Annotated in this window: 22 protein-coding genes; 12 read left to right on the top strand and 10 right to left on the bottom strand. The window is 69.1% G+C overall.

What is annotated here, in order from left to right; all coding sequences use genetic code 11:
• Positions 1-38 precede the first annotated feature (38 nt).
• Positions 39-275 carry a 30S ribosomal protein S18 gene (rpsR, locus tag AOQ53_RS03095; RefSeq protein ID WP_003949403.1) on the top strand — a complete coding sequence of 79 codons (237 nt, stop codon included), beginning with the start codon at positions 39-41 and terminating at the stop codon, positions 273-275.
• A gap of 18 nt (positions 276-293) precedes the next feature.
• Positions 294-740, top strand: a complete 447-nt coding sequence (gene rplI, locus AOQ53_RS03090; RefSeq protein WP_010032778.1) for a 50S ribosomal protein L9 — start codon at positions 294-296, stop codon at positions 738-740.
• A gap of 137 nt (positions 741-877) precedes the next feature.
• Here rplI and AOQ53_RS03085 read toward each other — a convergent pair whose 3' ends face one another.
• The gene (locus AOQ53_RS03085) at positions 878-2,215 is read right to left on the bottom strand and encodes an MATE family efflux transporter (RefSeq protein WP_059414750.1); all 1,338 of its coding nucleotides are present in this window, start codon (positions 2,213-2,215) and stop codon (positions 878-880) included.
• A 460-nt stretch (positions 2,216-2,675) separates the two neighbouring features.
• On the opposite strand from AOQ53_RS03085, the gene dnaB reads away from it, so the two are divergent.
• Positions 2,676-4,157, top strand: a complete 1,482-nt coding sequence (gene dnaB / locus AOQ53_RS03080; protein WP_059414747.1) for a replicative DNA helicase — start codon at positions 2,676-2,678, stop codon at positions 4,155-4,157.
• Positions 4,158-4,216: 59 nt separating this feature from the next.
• Positions 4,217-5,602 (top strand): serine hydrolase domain-containing protein, encoded by a 1,386-nt coding sequence (locus tag AOQ53_RS03075; protein ID WP_059414745.1) that lies wholly within the window; start codon positions 4,217-4,219, stop codon positions 5,600-5,602.
• Between the two features lie 55 nt (positions 5,603-5,657).
• Here the strand turns inward: AOQ53_RS03075 and AOQ53_RS03070 are convergent, their stop codons facing one another.
• Together AOQ53_RS03070 and AOQ53_RS03065 are read right to left on the bottom strand one after the other, a co-directional pair.
• Positions 5,658-6,110, bottom strand: coding sequence for a GNAT family N-acetyltransferase (locus tag AOQ53_RS03070; RefSeq protein ID WP_059414744.1), 453 nt, complete (start codon positions 6,108-6,110; stop codon positions 5,658-5,660).
• Between the two features lie 82 nt (positions 6,111-6,192).
• Positions 6,193-6,657: a MarR family winged helix-turn-helix transcriptional regulator gene (locus tag AOQ53_RS03065; protein ID WP_059414743.1), complete on the bottom strand. Its 465-nt coding sequence runs from the start codon at positions 6,655-6,657 to the stop codon at positions 6,193-6,195.
• Positions 6,658-6,800: 143 nt separating this feature from the next.
• Between AOQ53_RS03065 and AOQ53_RS03060 the strand changes: the two genes are divergently transcribed.
• Entirely contained in the window at positions 6,801-8,009 is a 1,209-nt protein-coding gene (locus AOQ53_RS03060; RefSeq protein ID WP_059414740.1) for an MFS transporter, read from the top strand.
• A gap of 80 nt (positions 8,010-8,089) precedes the next feature.
• Positions 8,090-8,509 carry a GlcG/HbpS family heme-binding protein gene (locus AOQ53_RS03055; protein ID WP_059414739.1) on the top strand — a complete coding sequence of 140 codons (420 nt, stop codon included), beginning with the start codon at positions 8,090-8,092 and terminating at the stop codon, positions 8,507-8,509.
• Positions 8,510-8,580: 71 nt separating this feature from the next.
• Here AOQ53_RS03055 and AOQ53_RS03050 read toward each other — a convergent pair whose 3' ends face one another.
• Positions 8,581-9,447, bottom strand: a complete 867-nt coding sequence (locus AOQ53_RS03050; protein ID WP_059414738.1) for a GNAT family N-acetyltransferase — start codon at positions 9,445-9,447, stop codon at positions 8,581-8,583.
• 553 nt (positions 9,448-10,000) lie between these two features.
• Here AOQ53_RS03050 and AOQ53_RS03045 point away from each other — a divergent pair.
• The gene (locus tag AOQ53_RS03045; protein ID WP_236711537.1) at positions 10,001-11,533 is read left to right on the top strand and encodes a globin domain-containing protein; all 1,533 of its coding nucleotides are present in this window, start codon (positions 10,001-10,003) and stop codon (positions 11,531-11,533) included.
• A gap of 12 nt (positions 11,534-11,545) precedes the next feature.
• Here AOQ53_RS03045 and AOQ53_RS03040 read toward each other — a convergent pair whose 3' ends face one another.
• From AOQ53_RS03040 to AOQ53_RS03020, 5 genes are all read right to left on the bottom strand, one after another.
• Positions 11,546-12,028, bottom strand: a complete 483-nt coding sequence (locus tag AOQ53_RS03040; RefSeq protein ID WP_059414736.1) for an NUDIX domain-containing protein — start codon at positions 12,026-12,028, stop codon at positions 11,546-11,548.
• Between the two features lie 133 nt (positions 12,029-12,161).
• Entirely contained in the window at positions 12,162-13,067 is a 906-nt protein-coding gene (locus tag AOQ53_RS03035) for a LysR family transcriptional regulator (RefSeq protein WP_059414735.1), read from the bottom strand.
• 196 nt (positions 13,068-13,263) lie between these two features.
• Positions 13,264-14,487 carry a cystathionine gamma-lyase gene (locus AOQ53_RS03030; protein ID WP_236711536.1) on the bottom strand — a complete coding sequence of 408 codons (1,224 nt, stop codon included), beginning with the start codon at positions 14,485-14,487 and terminating at the stop codon, positions 13,264-13,266.
• The gene (locus AOQ53_RS03025) at positions 14,484-14,975 is read right to left on the bottom strand and encodes a low molecular weight protein-tyrosine-phosphatase (RefSeq protein ID WP_059414734.1); all 492 of its coding nucleotides are present in this window, start codon (positions 14,973-14,975) and stop codon (positions 14,484-14,486) included. The genes AOQ53_RS03030 and AOQ53_RS03025 overlap by 4 nt, the downstream gene beginning before the upstream one ends.
• A gap of 6 nt (positions 14,976-14,981) precedes the next feature.
• The gene (locus tag AOQ53_RS03020) at positions 14,982-15,359 is read right to left on the bottom strand and encodes a phage holin family protein (protein ID WP_059414733.1); all 378 of its coding nucleotides are present in this window, start codon (positions 15,357-15,359) and stop codon (positions 14,982-14,984) included.
• Between the two features lie 60 nt (positions 15,360-15,419).
• Here AOQ53_RS03020 and AOQ53_RS03015 point away from each other — a divergent pair, with 60 nt between their 5' ends.
• From AOQ53_RS03015 to AOQ53_RS03000, 4 genes are all read left to right on the top strand, one after another.
• A complete protein-coding gene (locus tag AOQ53_RS03015; RefSeq protein ID WP_059414731.1) occupies positions 15,420-15,737 on the top strand; it encodes a cupin domain-containing protein in 318 nt (105 codons plus the stop codon).
• A 165-nt stretch (positions 15,738-15,902) separates the two neighbouring features.
• Positions 15,903-16,115, top strand: a complete 213-nt coding sequence (locus AOQ53_RS03010; RefSeq protein ID WP_059414730.1) for a DUF5326 family protein — start codon at positions 15,903-15,905, stop codon at positions 16,113-16,115.
• 340 nt (positions 16,116-16,455) lie between these two features.
• Positions 16,456-17,169 carry an IclR family transcriptional regulator gene (locus AOQ53_RS03005; RefSeq protein ID WP_059414728.1) on the top strand — a complete coding sequence of 238 codons (714 nt, stop codon included), beginning with the start codon at positions 16,456-16,458 and terminating at the stop codon, positions 17,167-17,169.
• Positions 17,170-17,268: 99 nt separating this feature from the next.
• On the top strand, positions 17,269-17,703 hold the full coding sequence (locus AOQ53_RS03000; RefSeq protein ID WP_031115219.1) for an SsgA family sporulation/cell division regulator: 435 nt from the start codon (positions 17,269-17,271) through the stop codon (positions 17,701-17,703).
• Between the two features lie 107 nt (positions 17,704-17,810).
• Here AOQ53_RS03000 and AOQ53_RS02995 read toward each other — a convergent pair whose 3' ends face one another.
• Positions 17,811-19,499, bottom strand: a complete 1,689-nt coding sequence (locus tag AOQ53_RS02995) for a YibE/F family protein (RefSeq protein ID WP_063888857.1) — start codon at positions 19,497-19,499, stop codon at positions 17,811-17,813.
• A gap of 254 nt (positions 19,500-19,753) precedes the next feature.
• On the opposite strand from AOQ53_RS02995, the gene thiC reads away from it, so the two are divergent.
• Positions 19,754-21,538, top strand: coding sequence for a phosphomethylpyrimidine synthase ThiC (gene thiC, locus AOQ53_RS02990; RefSeq protein ID WP_059414726.1), 1,785 nt, complete (start codon positions 19,754-19,756; stop codon positions 21,536-21,538).
• The last annotated feature ends 2 nt before the right edge of the window (positions 21,539-21,540 follow it).

The following is a 21,540-nucleotide window of genomic DNA, read 5'->3' as shown; positions in this document are numbered from 1 at the left end:
TTCGCACCCCAACTTCTTGATCACACAGGAGATACACCATGGCGAAGCCGCCTGTGCGCAAGCCGAAGAAGAAGGTCTGCGCTTTCTGCAAGGACAAGGTCACGTACGTGGACTACAAGGACACGAACATGCTGCGGAAGTTCATTTCCGACCGCGGCAAGATCCGTGCCCGCCGCGTGACCGGCAACTGCACGCAGCACCAGCGTGACGTCGCCACGGCCGTCAAGAACAGCCGTGAGATGGCGCTGCTGCCCTACACCTCCACCGCGCGATAAGGGAAGGGTGACCGACACATGAAGATCATCCTGACCCACGAGGTCTCCGGCCTCGGTGCCGCGGGCGACGTCGTCGACGTCAAGGACGGTTACGCTCGCAACTACCTGATCCCGCGGAAGTTCGCTATCCGCTGGACCAAGGGTGGCGAGAAGGACGTCGAGCAGATCCGTCGTGCTCGTAAGATCCACGAGATCCAGACCATCGAGCAGGCCAACCAGGTGAAGGCCCAGCTCGAAGGCGTCAAGGTCCGTCTGGCTGTCCGCTCCGGCGACGCCGGTCGTCTCTTCGGTTCCGTCACCCCGGCCGACATCGCTTCCGCGATCAAGGCTTCCGGTGGCCCCGAGGTCGACAAGCGCCGCATCGAGCTGGGCTCGCCGATCAAGACGCTGGGCGCTCACGAGACGTCCGTGCGTCTGCACCCCGAGGTTGCCGCCAAGGTCAACATCGAGGTCGTCGCGGCCTGAGTGTCGCGCTCGCTGAGGCAGTGAGCGATGGGGTCGCACCCTTCGGGTGCGGCCCCATCGTCGTTCCGGCACCATTGCCGTTTCACGTGAAACACGGTGTTTCACGTGAAACAGTCAGCGAGGGCCGAGCCCGGCGGTCAGCGGGTCGCGCCCGTCACGATCCAGCGGCCCGAGCGGGTCCGGAGCCCCAGCGTCACCATCCGCACGGTCATCATCAGCATCATGGTGGCCCAGAGGGCGGTGAGTCCACCGCCCAATACCGGCACCAGCAGGGCGACGGGGGTGAAGACCGCCAGAGTGAGCAGCATCGCCCAGGCCAGGTAGGGGCCGTCGCCAGCGCCCATCAGGACCCCGTCCAGGACGAAGACAATGCCGGAGATCGGCTGTGAGAGGGCGACGATGAGCAGGGCGGGCAGCGCCGAGTCCTTGACCGCGGAGTCACTGGTGAACAGGGGCAGGAATGCCGGTCGGGCGATGACGACCAGGATGCCGAGGACGACCCCGACGGCGATCCCCCACTCGACCATGCGACGGCATGCGTCGCGGGCGCCTTGTGCGTCACCGGCTCCGAGGTAGCGCCCGATGATGGCCTGTCCCGCGATGGCGATGGCGTCGAGGGCGAAGGCGAGCAGGTTCCACAGGGACAGGATGATCTGGTGTGCGGCGATGTCGGCATCACCGAGACGGGCGGCGACCGCCGTGGCGATCATCAGGATCGCTCGCAGGGAGAGGGTGCGAACCAGCAGGGGCACACCGGCCTGTGCAGAGGCCCTGATTCCGGCGGCGTCCGGGCGAAGCGAGGCACCGTGCTTGCGCGCACCGCGCAGAACCACTGCGAGATAGACCACGGCCATGCCCCACTGGGCGATGACGGTGCCCCAGGCGGATCCGGCGATCCCCAGGTCGGCGCCGTAGACGAGCCCCGTGTTGAGAGCACCGTTGGCGACAAATCCGGCGATGGCGACGTAGAGAGGGGTTTTGGTGTCCTGGAGGCCGCGCAGCACGCCGGTCGCGGCGAAGACGACGAGCATGGCCGGTATGCCGAGCGCGGAGATGCGCAGGTACGTGGTGGCATAGGGGGCCGCTGCGTCCGAGGCGCCGAAGAGGTCCACGACGGCGGACGCCGTCGGCATGACGACGGCGACGACGGCAGCGCCGAGGAGCAGTGCCAGCCAGATGCCGTCCATGCCCTGGCGGATGGCGGCCTGGAGGTCGCCCGCGCCGGCGCGGCGGGCGACCGCCGCTGTCGTGGCGTAGGCGAGGAAGACGAAGACACTGACGGCGGTCATCAACAGGGCCGAGGCGACGCCGAGGCCGGCGAGTTGGGCCGTGCCCAAATGGCCCACGATCGCGGTGTCCGCCATGAGGAAGAGGGGCTCGGCGACGAGAGAGCCGAAGGCCGGCACGGCCAACGAGACGATCTCTCGGTCGTGCTGTCTCCGGCCGGTTCGGTGACGCGCGGGGGCCTGTGTCATGTGCACCAATCTAATCGTCCACAGGTAAGAGATGCAAAGGTTTGTGCCCCTTACCTCCCGCCCAGCGGTACGCACTGCTGTGCACCATTCGAAGCGATCTTGCGCCGGTTGGGAAAGTTTTTCTTCTGCACAGCCGGTGGACGGCAAAGCCGCAGGTCACAGACGTACCTCTGGGGCGGCGCGGTGCTTGTTCACAGGCCTGTCCACCGGGTCGTGCACAGGTTTTGAGGAGTTCTCCACAGCATCTGGGCCGTCGTCCACATGGCCTGTGGATAACCAGATTGGCTGACGGTGCCGACAGGCCTAACGTGGTCCGGCGCCCGCTCCGTCCGCCGGTTTTCAAAACGTCACAAAACCGGCGCTGGCTAACCGGAGTTGGGCGTCTCATTTGTCAGTGCCGTGCCGTAGAAAAAGAGGGGCACGGCGAGGTCTGCTGCGGCGGACGGGAGGAGGTGGCTCGGTGAGCATTTCCGAGCCCTTGGACGACCCGTGGGCCGACAGCGGTCCCAGTGATCGTCTGCCCGCCTCCCGCCGACGCGGTGAGGGAGCCCGGGGCCGCGACGAGCAGCACGAACGCGGCAGGGACAGCGGGGCATGGGACGGCGGCGCCGCCCCGGCGTTCGAGCGGGTGCCGCCGCAGGACATCGAAGCCGAGCAGTCCGTCCTCGGCGGCATGCTGCTCTCCAAGGACGCCATCGCCGACGTCGTCGAGATCCTCAAGGGTCACGACTTCTACAAGCCGGCCCACGAGACGATCTACCAGGCCGTTCTCGACGTCTACGCCAAGGGCGAGCCGGCCGACCCCATCACGATCGCCGCCGAGCTCACCAAGCGCGGTGAGATCAACAAGATCGGCGGGGCCTCGTACCTGCACACCCTCGTCCAGACGGTGCCCACGGCCGCCAACGCCGCCTACTACGCGGAGATCGTCCATGAGCGGGCGGTGCTGCGCCGCCTGGTCGAGGCGGGCACGCGCATCACGCAGATGGGATACGCGGCCGACGACGACGTCGACGAGATCGTCAACCGTGCCCAGGCGGAGGTCTACGCGGTCACCGAGCAGCGCACCAGCGAGGACTATCTGCCGCTCGGCGACATCATGGAGGGTGCGCTCGACGAGATCGAGGCGATCGGCTCGCGCAGCGGTGAGATGACCGGTGTACCCACAGGGTTCACGGACTTCGACTCGCTCACGAACGGGCTGCACCCGGGCCAGATGATCGTCATCGCGGCTCGTCCCGCCATGGGTAAGTCCACGCTCGCGCTCGACTTCGCGCGGGCCGCCTCGATCAAGAACAACCTGCCGAGCGTGATCTTCTCGCTCGAAATGGGGCGCAACGAGATCGCGATGCGTCTGCTGTCCGCCGAAGCCCGGGTCGCCCTGCACCATATGCGGTCGGGCACGATGACGGACGAGGACTGGACCCGCCTGGCCCGGCGGATGCCGGACGTCTCGGCGGCCCCGCTCTACATCGACGACTCCCCGAACCTGTCGATGATGGAGATCCGCGCCAAGTGTCGCCGCCTCAAGCAGCGGAACGACCTGCGGCTGGTGGTCATCGACTACCTCCAGCTGATGCAGTCCGGCGGTTCCAAGCGGGCCGAGAGCCGTCAGCAGGAGGTCTCGGACATGTCCCGGAACCTGAAGCTGCTGGCCAAGGAGCTGGAGGTCCCGGTCATCGCGCTCTCCCAGCTGAACCGTGGTCCCGAGCAGCGCACGGACAAGAAGCCGATGGTCTCCGACCTGCGTGAGTCCGGTTCCATCGAGCAGGACGCTGACATGGTCATCCTGCTGCACCGCGAGGACGCCTACGAGAAGGAGTCGCCGCGTGCGGGTGAGGCCGACCTGATCGTGGCCAAGCACCGAAACGGCCCGACGGCGACGATCACGGTCGCCTTCCAGGGTCACTACTCGCGGTTCGTGGACATGGCGCAGACCTGAGCCGGTGTCGGCGGCGAAATGAGGTCGACTCGCCGGGTCGAGCCAGGTGGACTTGGGCCATGACGACACCCAAGGAAGAGCTGTTTCCCGCGACGAGTCGTGCGCTGCTGCACCGGATCGCCGTGGCACAGGCCCAGGGGCGGGCCCCGTCGCTGGTCGCGGCCGTCGTCCGGGACGGGCGGGCTGTGTGGCACGGCGCCCGGACATCGGTGGCCGGGGAAGAGCCCGACGAGCACGTCCAGTACCGCATCGGCTCGATCACCAAGACCTTCACCGCCGTTCTCGTGATGCGCCTGCGGGACGAGGGACTGCTCGGCCTCGAGGATCCACTGGAGAAGTACGTGCCGGGTACCGGTGCGGGGGAGGCCACGATCGCCGAACTGCTCGCGCACACGGGCGGGCTGGCGGCCGAGTCGCCCGGTCCGTGGTGGGAGCGCACGCCCGGATCCCTGCGGCCGGAACTGTCCGACGTGCTCGGTGAGCAGCCTCTCCTGCACCCCGTCGGCCGACGGCACCACTACTCGAATCCCGGCTACACGTTGCTGGGCGCGCTCGTCGAGGAGCTGCGGGGGACCTCCTGGGAGGATGCGCTACGGCGTGAAGTGCTCGAACCGCTGGGGCTCGATCGGACCGGCGTGCGACCGCGGGCCCCGCATGCGGGCGGTTGGGCCGTGCACCCCTGGGCCGACGTGCTGCTGCCCGAGCCCGCCGAGGACCTCGGTCGTATGGCACCCGCCGGTCAACTCTGGTCGACCACGGCAGACCTGGCCCGGTTCGCGGCCTTCCTGGCGAGGGGCGACGAGAGGGTGCTGAGTGCCGAGACCGTGCGGGAGATGCGTACTCCGGCGGCACCGGCGGAAGCCGCGGATGTGATGTCCGGTGACACCTACGGCCTCGGCATGCAGATTCAGCGCAGGCACGGCCGGCTGCTCGTGGGGCACAGCGGATCCCTGCCGGGCTTCCTGGCGAATGTGAGCATCAGCGTGGAGGACGACGTGGCGGCGGTCGTGCTCGCCAACTGCACCTCGGGCCCGTTGGTGTCCGGCATCGCCGCCGATCTCGTCCGTATCGTCGCCGAGGCGGAGCCGCGCATGCCCGCCCCATGGAGGCCGCTGAGTGACGTGGACCCGTCGATGCTGGAGCTGACGGGGCAGTGGTACTGGGGTACGTACGCCTTCGCCCTGCGGCTCACGGCCGACGGACTCGCCTCACTGGAACCGCTGTCGGGCAACGGGCGACGCTCGCGGTTCCGACCGAACGGCGACGGCACCTGGACCGGCCTGGAGGGTTACTACGCCGGAGAGCCGTTGAAGGCCGTACGGCGGCCGGACGGGTCCGTGAGCCATCTGGACCTCGGTTCGTTCGTGTTCACACGTCAGCCGTACGAGGAAGGGGCTCCGGTGCCGGGCGGGGTCGACCCTGAGGGTTGGCGTGGGATCGGTTAGACGGTGACGTGGAGGAGGGCGTGTTTCACGTGAAACAGGCCCTCCTCCACGTCGGTCACAACGAGAGTTTGAAGCCCGTGTGGGAGGCCGTGAAGCCGAGCCGTTCGTAGAAGCGGTGGGCATCGGTTCGTGTGTTGTCGGAGGTCAGCTGGACCAACTGGCAACCCTGATGCCGGGATTCATCGATCGCCCACTCGATGAGCTGTGTTCCCAGGCCGCTGCCGCGCTCGTCGGCATGGACGCGTACGCCTTCGATGATCGACCTGGTCGCACCGCGTCGGGACAGCCCGGGGATGATCGTGAGCTGGAGCGTGCCGACGACGCGGCCCTCCCGGACCGCCACGACCAGGCGCTGGTTCGGGTCGGCGCTGAGCCGCTCCAGCGCGGCCAGGTAAGGGGTGAGGTCGTCGGGTGACTCGCGCTGTGCACCCAAGGGGTCGTCCGCGAGCATGCCGACGATCGCGGGTACGTCGTCGGCGGTCGCGGGGCGTATCTCAAGATCTCCCATGGGCCGCACCCTACGCAGCGCCGGCCGGACCCTGCGCAGGAACGGCCGGATCCTCCGCAGGAACGGCCGGTGCGAGCGGACTCTAAACGGGCACCGGAGCCTTCAGCGTCTCCACGACCCGGACCAGCGGGGCCAGCTCCGGATTCTTCGCCGCCTCGTCGAGGGCCTCGCGCAGGGCGGCGTCGTTGGTCGGCCGGGCCTCCTCCAGCAGCTTGAGGCCTGCCTCGGTGACGTTCGTGTAGATGCCTCGGCGGTCGGTGGGGCACAGGTAGCGCTCCAGGAGCCCGCGGTCCTCGAGCCGGGTGACCAGACGTGTGGTGGCGCTCTGGCTGAGGACGACCGCGTCGGCGACCTGCTTCATCTGGAGGTGGCCTCCGTCCCCGTCGTGCTGTCGGCTGAGCACGTCGAGCAGGGAGTACTCGCGCGCGCTGAGGTCGTGCTTGGCCTGTAGAGCGCGCTCGATGTGGGCCTCGATCCTCCCGTGCAGCAGGGAGAGGGCGCACCAGCTCTGGGCGAGAGCGGTGAGTGCGGGGTCCGTCGCTGTCATTGGCGTTTCCTCCGTCCCGGAGCGGCTGACACCCAGGATAGAACAGATCCGCAATTGACGGCGTTGGCTTATAGGCAGCGTGTGCAACTATTGTATTCGCACGTAAAGCGCTCCTGCAATCGTCTGGGAAGGTGTACCCCTCCATGCCTCTCGCGCTTCTGGCCCTCGCGATCGGGGCCTTCGGGATCGGCACGACCGAGTTCGTGATCATGGGCTTGCTGCCCGAGGTCGCCAGCGACTACGGGGTCTCCATCCCCACCGCCGGCTACCTGGTGACCGGCTACGCGCTCGGTGTCATGTTCGGCGCCCCGCTGATGACCGTTCTGGGCACCAAGGTCTCCCGTAAGCGGATGCTGATGCTGCTGATGGGCCTGTTCATCGTCGGCAACCTGCTCTCGGCACTCGCTCCCGCCTTCACCGTCATGCTGATCGGCCGCGTCGTCGCCTCGCTGGCCCATGGCGCCTTCTTCGGGATCGGCTCGGTCGTCGCGGCGGACCTCGTCGCCCCGGACAAGAAGGCCGGAGCCATCGCGATGATGTTCACGGGCCTGACCGTCGCCAACGTCGTCGGCGTTCCACTGGGCACGCTCGTCGGGCAGTCCGTCGGCTGGCGGGTGACTTTCGGCATCGTCGCCGCCCTCGGCGTCGTCGGCCTGGTCGGCATCGCCCGGCTCGTCCCCGACATGCCCAAGCCGGAGGGGGTGCGCCTGCGGCACGAACTCGCTGCCTTCAAGAACGTGCAGGTGCTGCTCGCGATGGCGATGACCGTCCTCGGCTTCGGCGGCGTCTTCGCGGCCATCACCTACATCGCCCCGATGATGACCCACACAGCGGGCTTCGCCGACGGCTCCGTCACCTGGCTGCTGGTCCTCTTCGGTCTCGGCATGGTCGGCGGCAACCTCGTGGGCGGCAAGTTCGCCGACCGCGCCCTGATGCCCATGCTGTACGTCTCCCTGGGCGCCCTGGCCGTCGTCCTGGCGGTGTTCACCCTCACCGCGCACAACAAGCTGCTGTCGGCCGTCACGATCGCCCTGATCGGCGCACTGGGCTTCGCCAGCGTCCCGCCGCTCCAGAAGCGCGTCCTCGACCAGGCGCACTGTGCACCGACGCTGGCCTCCGCCGTGAACATCGGCGCCTTCAACCTGGGCAACGCCCTGTCCGCATGGCTCGGCGGCCTCGTGATCGCGGCAGGTTTCGGCTACACCGCCCCCAACTGGGTCGGTGCCGTCCTGGCCGTGGGAGCTCTGGGCCTGGCCTTCCTCTCGGCCGCCCTGGAACGCCGCGCCGGGGGCCCCATCACCGTCGTCACGGGATCCGTCTCGGCCGAGCAGCGGACCGCCATCCACTACTGAGCCACCGGGCCGACCAGATTCATCGCCTTCCCTGCGGCCCGGATCAGCACGATCCAGCGAGTTTCCAGGAGAACCACCTCATGAGCACCACCACCGCAGTCGCCCCGCTGACCACCCAGGACGCCGACGTCCTCGTCACCGCCGCCCGACGTGCCGCCGAGGCCGCAGGTGTCACGGTCAGCGTCACCGTCCTGGACGCGGGCGGCCATCTGCTCGCCTTCCGGCGTGACGACCGTGCCGTGCTGATCTCCGGCGAGACCAGCACCCGCAAGGCCTACACGGCTCTCCAGCTGAACACGCCCACTGCCGACCTCGTCGACGCCGTGCAGCCCGGAGGTCTCTTCCACACCCTGCCCACCGCGCTCGACCGGCCGCTGCTGTTCATCGCCGGCGGTGCGCCGGTGCATCGCGACGGCCGCCTGATCGGGGCGATCGGTGTCGGCGGTGGTGCGCCGGAGCAGGACCACGCCTTCGCCACGGCCGCCGTGGAGGCCGCCTGACGGGCCGCTTCAGTGAGACGACGCCGGTTTCCCGATCCCCGGGGGAGCCGGCGTGTCGGTATCAGGGCCCTTCAGCCCGCCGCGACCGTGACCGGGGCGAACCGACGGCTCCAGTCCCCGGGCAGCTCGGTGATCCCGTACGACATCACCGAGTTGAAGGCGACGGACGCCAGACCGCGCTCCTTCACCCACGCGAGCAGCTCGGTGTGCCGGACGTCGATGTCGGTGCGCAGGGGACGGTCGGTGTGGGCGGCGAGGGAGGCGATGAGGGCCCGGGCCACGGGCGTGTCACGCGCGATGAGCGGACCGACGACATGGGTGTCCATGTTCGGCCAGGCGGCCGCGTAGCCGATGATCCGCCCGTCCTCCTCCGCCACGCGCAACTGGTCGGCGAAGGCCGGCAGTCGGGTGACGATGTGGGTACGGTCGGTCCCGAACGCCTGCTCGTCGAGCCGGAGGATCGCAGCGAGATCCTCGGCGGTCGCCGCCCGGGTGGCGACCGCCGGCTGCGGCCCGCCAGGAGTGAAACGCCCGCACACCATCTCCGCCCGCCCGGTGACCTTGAAGCCGAGTTCCTCGTAGAGGGGTCGGCCGTACGGCGTGGCATGCAGGGTGAGGGGTGTGGTGCCCATCGCTGAGACGACGTGGCGCATCAGTCGGCGTCCCACCCCCTTTCGGGCGTGCCGTTCGGCGACGAGGACCATGCCGATCGCCGCGAGGGCGGGGCGCTCCTGCGGTCCGTACTCGGTGACGACACAGGCGCTCACGAGGCCGCCGTCGGGGTCGTCGATGCCATAGCCCTTTCCGGCCGTGAGGAGGAAGCCCCACTTGTGCTCCTCCCGTGGCCACCCCCGGTCCTCGGACAAGTCGGCGCAGGCGGCGAGGTCGCGGAACGTCAGACGGCGGATGGGCAGAGAGGCAAGGGAAGGAGTCGGCACGCAGGTCAGGCTGTCCGACCGGAGCCCCTGGCGTCCACCTCTTTCCCTAGAGCCATACGAGATTTTGGCCAGTTGTAGCCGGCTGCACAGAGCGTGGACAGACCCCGGACGTTTCACGTGAAACACAGGTGCGTCGCCCGATATTGACCGTATTGGTGATCGCGCCGTGCCCTCATTCGTGACGGGGCAAGGGGGGACTTGTGTGCACAGCGGTGGCCGGTAGGGTCGACTCCGGTTCACGTCCGGGGCGGGTGACCTGTTCTGTGCGGGCCGCGTACAGGGCAATGCAGCCTAACGGGACGGAGAGATCGAAGACCCGCGTTTCCGGTTATGCGACTGAGGCTCCCAGGCGAGTGGGAAGCTCAGGTGGGAGTACTGCGGTCAATGTCACACTCTCGCCTTACTTGTCCGTACAGAGCCGGAACACGGGTTGAATGTGGCCGCATTGGCCGCGACACGGATGGGAACGCAGTCCGTCCACGGGGGAAAGCAGGCACCTTCCCACTGGGGAAGTGCGCAGACCGACCGAAAGATGCTCGAGGCGAGGCACACCATGGACGCTCCGACCACCACGTCGGCCGACAACGGCACTTCTGGCGGCGGGGGCGGCTGGTTCACGCCCCGCACCAAGCCGACGGCGACGCCCGGAAACGAGCCCGAGACGCCGGACGGCCGTCGCCCGGCTGTGATACGCCCGGTGGGACGGCAGACGGCCGACCCGGAAACGCCGGCAGACGGCACAACTGCTCCACCCGCCTCGCCGGCAGACAGCGCGAGCACCGGTGTGCCGGACCAGGAGCGCGAGTCCCCGTACGCGATACCCGTGCCCGGCCCCATGGCCGCGCCCTTTGCCCCCTCGTCGGAGCCCGTCGCCTCCACCACGGCTTCCCCCGCCGAGCCGCGTGTTCCTCCTCAGCAGCCCGCACCGGTGCCGCCCCCAGGACCAGCAGCCCCCGCCCCGGCCATGGAAGAGTCCCCGGACGCCGTCCTCATTCGCCGCGCCATGGCAGAGGTCACGCCCGTGGCCGACAAGGTCACCTCGTACTTCTACGCCCTGCTCTTCGTCCGCCACCCGGACCTGCGCTCGCTCTTCCCGCCCGCGATGGACACCCAGCGTGACCGGTTGCTCCGGGCACTGCTCACGGCCGCCGAGCACATCGACAACACCGATGTCCTGGTCGACTACCTGCAGAACCTCGGCCGGGGCCACCGGAAGTACGGAACGCGTGCCGAGCACTACCCGGCCGTCGGCGAATGCCTGATCGGAGCGCTCAGCAAGTATGCCGCCGCGGTCTGGGACGAGGAGATGGAGGCGGCCTGGATACGGACGTACACCACGATCTCGCAGATCATGATCGATGCGGCGGCCGCCGACGAACTGCGTGCTCCGGCCTGGTGGTACGCCGAGATCGTCACGCACGACCTCAGGACCCCGGACGTCGCGGTCGTCACCGTCCGCCCCGACCAGCCCTACCCGTTCCTCGCCGGGCAGTACACGAGCCTGGAGACCCCCTGGTGGCCCCGGATATGGCGGCACTACTCCTTCGCCGCGGCGCCCCGCTCCGACGGCCTGCTGTCGTTCCATGTGAAGGCCGTCCCGGCGGGCTGGGTCTCCAACGCCCTGGTGCACCGTGCCCGGCCCGGGGACATCGTCCGGCTCGGCCCGCCCGCCGGCTCCATGACCGTGGACCACACCACCGACAGCGGGCTGCTCTGCCTGGGCGGCGGCACCGGCATAGCGCCCATCAAGGCGCTGGTCGAGGACGTCGCCGAGCACGGGGAACGCCGGCCCGTCGAGGTCTTCTACGGGGCCCGCACCGACCACGACCTGTACGACATCGACACCATGCTCCGCCTCCAGCAGAGCCACCCCTGGCTCTCGGTCCGGGCGATCATCGACCAGCAAGCTCACCAGCAGCTTCCGGACGCGGTACGCGCCTACGGGCCGTGGAACGAGTACGACGCCTACCTGTCGGGCCCGCCCGGAATGATCCGCAGCGGTGTGGACGCCCTGCGCGACATCGGCATCCCGTCGGAGCGCATACGGCACGACTCCGTGGAGGAACTGGTCGCGGCCGGCTCCTGAGCCCCTCCGGTGTCAGCCCAGGTCGGGAGCGTGCATGGCGAGTACGCCCTCGATGTTGCCGTCCAGGTAGTGCCGCAGCGACAGCGGAACGAGATGGACGGAGGCGATTCCGACCCGGGTGAAGGGCACACGGACGATCTCGTACTCGCCGACCGGCTCGTCCACCTCGGGGCCGTGGCGGAGCGAGGGATCCATGGACTCCAGGCGGCAGACGAAGAAGTGCTGCACCTTCACACCGGTCGCACCGCCGTCGTCCCCGATGTGCTCCACGGTGTCCACGAAGCAGGGCACCACGTCGGTGATCTTCGCACCGAGCTCCTCGTACACCTCGCGGTGCAGGGCGTCGACAACGGTTGAATCGCTGGGCTCGAGCCCGCCGCCGGGAGTGAGCCAGTAGGGATCCATGCCCGGCTTGGTGCGCTTGATCAGGATCAGGTCGTCACCGTCCAGCAGAACGGCACGGGCGGTGCGCTTGACCACAGGTCGGACGGTCATGGGTGAAATGTGGCCCGGCTGGTTCCACGTGAAACATCGCGAAACGTCACCGGCCGAGCTCCCAGAGTGAGCCACTGTCCGGGCAGCCGGCATCCGCGCCCGCGCAACCCGGCACCCGCCCTCGGGCGCCTCCTCAGCACCAGGCGCCAGCCGCCCGCTGCAACCACTCGTGTGCCCGCGCGATATGGGGCATCGCGAGCGTCCCGGTCCGCACCACCAGGAAGTACGTGCGCAGCGGCGGCACCGCCGGCTCGTGGAGGGCGACGACGTCACCTCGCTGCAACGCGGCCGCACACAGATAGCGGGGCAGCACCGCCAAGCCCGCGCCCGCGACCGCACATGCCAGAACCGCACGCAGGTCCGGGACGACGACAGTGCCCGGGGCAGCCGGACGCGAGTCGAAGACGGAGGCCCAGTAGCGGGAGACGAAGGGCAGTGACTCGTGCACCTCCACCACAGGTACCTGCTCCAGGGCCGGTTCCGGCTTGCGGTCCGGCTGCCCGGCGCCGATCTGTTCGGCCCAGCGCGGGGCGGCGACCAGAACGTGTTCCTCGTCGCAGAGCGCAGTCGCCGTGAGCAGGGCACCGCGTGGACGGGCCGTGCTGATGGCCAGATCATGATGCCCGGCGGAAAGCCCTTCCAGCGTTTCCTCGGCGTTCCCGAAGGAGGCGCGCAGGGCGAAGCCCTGGCCGTCCTCGCCGGTCAGCTCCGTGAGGGCGGGCAGGGCTCGTTCCGCGGTGAACTCCGGAGGCCCGGCGAGGTGCAGGGTCCGTAAGGAAGAGTCGTCGTCGAGGCCGGTTTCGGTGATCTCCACCAGGGCGTCGAGATGCGGTGCGGCCTTGTGGGCGAGTTCGTCGCCGATGCTCGTCGGGGTCACGCCGCGGGCCTGCCGCAGGAACAGGGGGCGGCCCAGCTGCCGTTCCAGGGTGCGTATCTGCGAGGTGACGGCCGGCTGGGAGAGGCCGAGCAGGGCGGCGGCGCGGGTGAATGAGCCGGCCCGGTGCACGGTCACGAAGGTCCGCAGCAAGGCCAGATCCACACCGCTCTCCCCTCGTCGGCCCCGCTCCCCGGCCCTCGACCGCGCTCAACTATAAATAAGTCGATAGGTCTCTGTCGCTACTGTGATTGGACACTGACAGAGAGTCAACTAGCCTTGGTCGCGCGGTTCTTGCGCGCGGAACCGGGGGACGGTCCGAGCCACGAGGGGGGAGGCTCGGACCGTCCGTGGGGGATGGTCAGGCCGACGCGCCCAGCGCACGCAGCACATCCGCCACCAGATCCTCAGAGTCCTCGGCGCCCACCGACAGGCGGATGAAGCCCTCCGGCACCGCGTCGCCGCCCCAGCGCCCGCGCCGTTCGGCCGTGGACCGCACTCCGCCAAAGCTCGTCGCGTCGTCCACGAGCCGCAGGGCGTCGAGAAAACGGTCGGCACGCGCGCGCGTGGGCAGCGTGAACGACACCACGCACCCATAGCGTCGCATCTGCTGCGCAGCGATCTTGTGCGCGGGATCGTCGGGAAGCCCGGGGTAGCGCAGCCCGGTCACCTCGGGCCGCTCACGCAGCGCCTCGGCGACCGCCAGGGCCGTCGCGCTCTGCCGGTCGACCCGCAGCTGGAGCGTCGCGATCGAACGGTGCGCGAGCCAGGCCTCCATCGGCCCGGGAATCGCACCGACGATCTTGCGCCAGCGGCGTACGACGGCCATGGCCTCGGGGTCCCGGCCGACGACGTAGCCCAGGAGGATGTCGCCGTGACCGGTGAGCTGCTTGGTGCCGCTGGCCACCGCGAAGTCGGCGCCGAGCTCCAGGGGACGCTGGCCGAGCGGCGTCGCGAGGGTGTTGTCGACGGCCACCAGGGCGCCCCGCGCGTGCGCCGCCTCCGCGAGCCGCCTGATGTCACACACGTCGAGGCCGGGATTCGACGGGGTCTCGATCCACAGCAGCTTCGCGCCGTCGAGGACGTCGAGCTGGGCGTCACCCCCGGTGGGGGCGGTGCGCACCTCGATGCCGTAGGCCTCCAGCTGGGCGCGCGCCAGGGGCAGCGCCTGGTAGCCGTCGTCGGGCAGGACACACACGTCCCCGGCACGCAGCTGGGAGAAGAGCACCGCCGAGACCGCGGCCATGCCGGAGGCGAACACGAGCGTCTCGACGCCGTCCCGGCCGGGTGCCTCCAGCTCGCCGACGGCGCGCTCCAGCAGCGTCCAGGTCGGGTTCTCGTCACGGCCGTAGGTGTAGGGGCCGGTGGGCTCGCCCGGCAGGTGGTAGTGGGCGGCGAACACGGGCCCGGGCAGGGTGGGCTCGTACTTGGCAGGCTCGGGCAGCCCGGCCCGCACCGCGCGCGTGCCGTCACCGGCGCCCGCCGCCACCGGGTCGGTCTCGCGCCCCGCCCGGCCCGCGGCACCGGCTGCCGGACCGGCGTCGTCCGTCACCCCGAGGGCGTCGCCCGTCGCGGATTCACTCATGCCGCCTGTCCCTCCACGTCCTCACGCACCGCGGCGAGCAGACCGGCGCTCGCCGACTCCACCATCTCAAGGCACTCCTCGAAGCCCTCGGCGCCTCCGTAGTAGGGGTCCGGTACGTCGAGGTCGTCGCCTGCGGCGGGGTCGTACGAACGCAGCAGGCGCACCTTCTGCGCGTCCTGTTCCGTGGGCGCCAGGCGACGCAGCGCCCTGAGGTGGCCGCCGTCGAGGGCGACGACCAGGTCGAGGCGGGAGAACCACGACGGCTGGAACTGCCGGGCCGTGTGGCCGGTGGCGTAGCCGTTCTCCGTGAGGACGGCCGCCGTGCGCGGATCGGCGCCGTCGCCCTCGTGCCAGCCGACCGTGCCGGCGCTGTCGACCTCGACCAGGCCGTCGAGACCGGCCTCCGCCAGGCGCGCGCGGAAGACGATCTCGGCCATCGGGGAACGGCAGATATTGCCCGTGCAGACGAAGCAGACGCGGTACGTCATGCGCGCTCAGTCCTTGTCGGGCAGGACGACGTTCAGGGCCCAGGAAACGACGGAGATGACCAGGCCGCCCAGGACGGCCGTCCAGAAGCCCTCCACGTGGAAGCTGAGGTCGAACTGGTCGGCCAGCCACGAGGTGAGCAGCAGCATCAGCGCGTTGACGACCAGGGTGAACAGGCCGAGCGTCAGGATCAACAGCGGGAGGCTGAGGAGCTTGACGACCGGCTTGACCAGGAAGTTCACCAGGCCGAAGATCAGCGCGACGGTGATCAGGGTGCCGATCTTCTTACCCGTGCTGTCACCGGTCAGCGTGATCTTGTCGAGCAGCCATACGGCGACCGCCAGGGCACCCGCGTTGGCGATCGTCTTGACTAGGAAATTCATCATGTGTCTGATCGTGGCAGACCTGATCGGACATGGGCACAAGAGGCAGGGGCGGACAAGGCGATGAAGGCATTCCGGCTGGACGAACTGGAGGCGGAGCGCGCCGCCAACGAGGGCGCCTACCTGCAGTTTCTGCGGGAGCAGAACATGTCGGTCGGCCTGTACGCCCTCGATGCGGGCGACCAGGATCCACAGAAGCCGCACAATCAGGACGAGGTCTACTTCGTTGTGAGCGGCCGTGCCGCGATCACCGTGGGCCTGGAGACGACGCAGGTGGCACGCGGCAGCGTGATCTACGTACCGGCCGGCGTCGCGCACAAGTTCCACCACATCACCGAGGACCTGAGGGTGCTGGTGGTCTTCTCTCCGCCCGAGAGGTGACGGTCCGCCTCCGGGTTCCCTAGGGGTTCGGTCAGGGGGAGACAAGGGGCGCGAGGCCCCCGCCGGGGCCCCTCCCGGGCCTAGCATCGAGTGCAGGACATCAGAGATCCGGAAGTACCGACAGGACCCGGCACTCGAACGGGCGGAGAGGTAAGGACGAGGGCGATGCGAGAGATCTTCACGGGACTGCCGTGGTGGGTGAAGTGGATCGCGGTGCCGGTCATCGCCCTGGTCGTGTTCGGCGGGCTGATCGCCAGCGTGGTCGGGTTCGTGATCGGACTGCTTTTCAAGGTGCTGGTCTTCGTGGCGCTGGTCGGTGGACTGATCTACGTCGTACGTAAGTTCATGTCGAACTCCTCGTCGCGCAGCGACTGGTGAGACCGGTGGGAAACCGGTGGGGGTAGCGGGAAACACCCGGCGTCACCGGTTCCCTCGGCCGGGGGAAGTTTCCCTTCCGGGCCGTCTGCGTGCGGTGGCAGACGAATAGAGTCCGGAACTCGACGCGGGGACATCCCCGCGAGCGGCGTACACCCCACCCGTGTCCATCGGCACGGTCTACCCCCTCGCGCTTCGGGAGTGACCCTTGGCCCCGGCTGACACCGCACGTGTCCACCTGCACACCGTCCCCGCGCAACCTCGCTCGGCGCCCCCCTCCGAGCAGTCGCCTCCCCCCACGCCACCCCCTCCGGCCACCCTCATCGGGTCCGTGCAGCGCGCGATGCGCCTGCTGGAGACCGTCGCGGCGCACGAATACGGCGCCCCCGCCAAGCAACTGGCCCGGGAGACGGGGCTGGCCCTGCCCACCACCTACCACCTGCTGCGCACCCTCGTGCACGAGGGCTATCTGTGCCGGGACAAGGGCCTCTTCTTCCTCGGCGAGGCCGCCGAGCGACTGAGCAGCAGCGGGGCGCGGCAGAAACGTCGCAGCACGGTCGTCGACGCCCTCGCGCACTGGCGGGACACGCTCGGTGTGCCCGTGTACTACGCGGTGTACCGCGAGGGCGAGATCGAGCTCATGTGCGTCTCCGACACCCCGGCCAATCCCGCGGTCGAGGAGTGGGCCGACTTCCGGGAGACCGGGCACGCGCACGCCATCGGGCAGTGCCTGCTGTCCCAGCTGGACGAGGAGGCCCGCCGGGACCACCTCGACCGCTATCCGGTGCAGGCCCTCACGCCGTACACCGTGCGCGACAACCACAGCCTGCTGCGCCGTCTGGAGCGAGTACGGCGGATGGAACCTGTGACCGAGCGTCAGGAGTACGCCCTGGGCGTCGTCTGCGCGGCGATTCCGCTCACGCTCGGCACCACGGCCGCCGCGATGGCCATCTCCCTGCCCGCCCACCAGGAGCACCGGCTGCTCCCGGCGGCCCGGCAGTTGCAGAGCGAGATCGGGAGTCTGCTCGGATCGCTCGCGCTCTCTATCAGTATGTGAAAACTCACTCCTTGTGATCTGCTGTGTACGTTCAGCAAGATTCCACCAAGTGTCAGAGGTTCGTTCCCGGCCAGTCCACGGCGAATGACGGGGTTAGCGATGCGAGAGTCCGTACAGGCAGAGGTCATGATGAGCTTTCTCGTGTCCGAGGAGCTCTCCTTCCGCATTCCGGTGGAGTTGCGCTATGAGACCAGTGATCCCTATGCCGTCAGGCTGACCTTCCACTTGCCCGGTGATGCCCCGGTGACGTGGGCTTTCGGCCGGGAGCTGCTGATCGACGGGGTCGGCCGACCGTGCGGGGAGGGCGATGTGCGGGTCACGCCCGTCGAACCGGACGCGCTGGGCGAGGTCCTGATCCGGCTTCAGGTGGGCAGTGACCAGGCGCTGTTCCGGTCGTCGACGGCACCGCTGGTCGCCTTCCTCGACCGCACCGACAAGCTGGTGCCGCTGGGCCAGGAGGGCTCGCTCGCCGACTTCGACGCCCATCTCGACGAGGCCCTGGACCGCATCCTGGCGGAACAGGGCGCCGGTTGAGACATCCGTCGGGCGGCATGGTGGAGGAACGCTTCACCGGATGCCCCCGAGCTGTGCAGGAACGCTTCTCTGTACGACGGGACAGAGGGCTTCGGGGTGCGAGAGCCTCAGCGCTTGCGGCGCCGGCCCTTTCCCCCGCGTGCCGGGGCCGCGGCGGCCTCCACGGCGGGCTGCGCTCCCGGGCGGTCGGCCGAGACCACCAGCGCGGCCAGGGCCGTGGTGACCGGCACCGAGGCCACCAGGCCGATCGAACCGATCAGCGTGCGCACGATCTCCTCCGCGACCAGCTCGCTGTTGGCTACCGTCCCGACACTGCTCTGCGCGATGGAGAACAGCAGGAGCAGGGGCAGGGCGGCACCCGCGTAGGCGAGGACGAGCGTGTTGACGACCGAGGCGATGTGGTCGCGGCCGATCCGGATACCCGCGCGGTAGAGGCCGCGCCAGCCCATGGACGGGTTGGCCTCGTGCAGCTCCCAGACCGCAGAGGTCTGCGTGACCGTCACGTCGTCGAGCACACCCAGCGATCCGATGATGACGCCGGCGAGCAGCAGACCGCTCATGTCGATCGTCGGGTAGAGGCCGTGGATCAGACCGGTGTTGTCGTCGGTGTTGCCGGTGAGCGCAGCCCAGCCGATGAACAGCGAGCCGAGAACGCCGATCAGCAGCAGTGAGATGAGGGTGCCGAGCACCGCCACGGATGTCCGGGCCGACAGGCCGTGACACAGATACAGGGCGATGAGCATGATGGCGCTCGCGCCGACCACCGCCACGAGCAGCGGGTTCGAGCCCTGAAGGATCGCGGGCAGGATGAAGAGGTTCAGCACCATGAAGCTGATGGCCAGCGCTACCAGGGCCATGACACCGCGCAGCCGCCCGACGACCACGACGGCGAGGGCGAAGATGCCGGCGAGCAGCGCCAGGGGCAGGCGGCGGTTGATGTCGGTGACGGAGTACTGGAGGTCCTTCGGCGCGGAGGGCTCGTAGGCGACCACGACCTCCTGGCCCTCGTGCAACTGACGGGACTGGTCCGGCTGGACGATCTCGGTGAAGGTACGGCCCTTGTCCTTGCCGCTGTCGACCCGGATCGTCGCCCGCTTGCAGGTGCCGTTCTCCTGCTGCACGGCGGAGGAGCCCTCGGCAGTGGACGTGTCGCCGGTCGGGGGGACACCCGAGGCGCCGGCCTCCTTGCAGCTCACCTCCACGACCTTGGTGACCGAGGCCTGCTGCGTCTGCCGGTCGAAGCCCACTCCGGTGCGCTCGTGCGGCGGGGCGCCACCCGGCCACAGCACGGCGAGACCGATCAGCACGGCGGCGGCGAAGGGGATCAGGACCGCCGCGATGACCTTGCGCAGGTGCATGGAGACGGGCGTGGCAGGACCGTGGCTGTGACTGTGCGAGTGCCCGCCACCGGGTGCGGGGCCGTTTCCGTGACCGTGCCCGTCGCCGCCACCGTGACCATCGCCCCCACCGTGCCCGTGGCCGCCGCCGGGACCGTGGCCCTCGCCGTGTCCGTCGCCGCCACCGTTCCCGTGGCCTCCGCCGGGCCTGTCACCCTCTCCGGGGCCGGGAGCGTGCCAGCCTCCGGAGCCGGGACCGTACGCACCGGACGGGCCGGACGGGCCGGCACCCTGCCCGTTCTCGGGGCCGGTCCTGTGCCCGTGCGACTGTCCCCGGGCAGGGCCGAGCCCGCCGGGGGCGGCGAAATCGTGCTCGTGCCCACGGCCGTTGCCGTTGCCGGCGCCGGATCCGCGGGGCGGTTCGGGCGGTGGGTAAGGAGGACGCTGCGTCGTGGTCACCGACCGATCATCGCAAGAACGAGGGGGGCCCTCTGTTCACCGCGCCAGAATTGCCGCTAGCGTGGAGGCACCTTTTGTACACGCGGGAGCTCGGAGCACCGGGCTGAGAGGGCGCTGACCTCCGTCCCAGCGATGTTTCACATGAAACATCACCGAAGTCGAGTGATGTTTCACACGGAACGTCGGCAGACGGAAGCCGCTGCGTCGACCGCCGAACCTGTTACCGGGTAATGCCGGCGTAGGGAGTAGGTCTCATGACCAACAAGGACGCACGCACGCCTGCCTCCGTTCAGGACGCACAGTCCGAGGAGGCCGGAAAGTCCATCGGCTGGCACAAGGCGTACGTCGAGGGCACCCGCCCCGACCTGCGCGTGCCGGTCCGTCAGGTGCATCTCACCAACGGGCAGTCGGTCACGCTGTACGACACGTCGGGCCCGTACACCGACCCGCTCGTCGACACCGACGTCCGCAGGGGCCTGCCGCCGCTGCGCGAGAACTGGATCATCGCCCGTGGGGACACCGAGGAGTACGCGGGCCGACCCGTCCGTCCCGAGGACGACGGCATCAAGCACACCTCGCCGCGCGGCGGACTGCGCAACCTCGACGCCGTCTTCCCAGGACGGCCGCGCCAGCCGCGCCGCGGGAGGGACGGCAAGGCGGTCACGCAGCTCGCGTACGCCCGCCGCGGCGAGATCACGCCCGAGATGGAGTACGTGGCCATCCGAGAGAACGTTTCGCCCGAGGTGGTCCGCGACGAGATCGCGGCGGGCCGGGCGGTGCTGCCGGCCAACGTCAACCACCCGGAGATCGAGCCGATGATCATCGGCAAGCGGTTCCTGGTGAAGGTCAACGCCAACATCGGCAACTCGGCGGTGACCTCCTCCATCGAGGAGGAGGTCGAGAAGATGACCTGGGCGACCCGCTGGGGCGCCGACACGGTCATGGACCTGTCCACCGGCCGCAACATCCACACCACGCGCGAGTGGGTGCTGCGCAACTCCCCCGTCCCCATCGGCACCGTGCCGCTCTACCAGGCCCTGGAGAAGGTCGACGGCCGGGCCGAGGAGCTGACCTGGGACATCTACAAGGACACGGTCATCGAACAGGCCGAGCAGGGCGTGGACTACATGACGGTCCACGCGGGTGTCCGCCTGGCGTACGTACCGCTGACGGCCAACCGCAAGACCGGCATCGTCTCGCGCGGGGGCTCGATCATGGCCGCCTGGTGCCTCGCGCACCACAAGGAGTCGTTCCTGTACGAGAACTTCGAGGAGCTCTGCGAGATCCTCGCCGCGTACGACGTCACGTACTCCCTCGGCGACGGCCTGCGGCCGGGCTCGATCGCGGATGCCAACGACGAGGCGCAGTTCGCGGAACTGCGGACTCTCGGGGAACTCAACCGGATCGCGAAGCGTTTCAACGTACAGACCATGATCGAAGGCCCGGGCCACGTCCCGATGCACAAGATCAAGGAGAACATCGACCTTCAGCAGGAGATCTGCGATGAAGCTCCCTTCTATACGCTCGGCCCGCTGACCACGGACGTCGCGCCGGCGTACGACCACATCACCTCCGGCATCGGTGCCGCGATGATCGCCTGGTGGGGCACGGCGATGCTGTGTTACGTCACGCCCAAGGAGCACTTGGGCCTGCCGAACCGTGACGACGTCAAGACCGGCGTGATCACCTACAAAATCGCCGCCCACGCGGCGGATCTCGCCAAGGGACACCCGGGTGCCCAGGAGTGGGACGACGCGCTGTCCGACGCCCGTTTCGAGTTCCGGTGGGAGGACCAGTTCAACCTCGCCCTCGACCCGGACACGGCACGGGAGTTCCACGACGAGACCCTGCCGGCGGAGCCCGCCAAGACGGCTCACTTCTGCTCGATGTGCGGTCCCAAGTTCTGCAGCATGAAGATCTCGCAGGACATCCGCCGTGAACACGGCGGCACACAGGCCGAGATCGAGGACGGCATGGCCCAGAAGTCGAAGGAGTTCGCGGCGAGCGGGAACCGCGTGTACCTGCCCATCGCGGACTGATC

The sequence above is a fragment of the Streptomyces azureus genome, assembly GCF_001270025.1.
Classification (GTDB): domain Bacteria; phylum Actinomycetota; class Actinomycetes; order Streptomycetales; family Streptomycetaceae; genus Streptomyces; species Streptomyces azureus.
The sequence above is the reverse complement of the archived record's forward strand: the minus strand, read 5'-3'. Positions and strand labels throughout refer to the sequence as shown.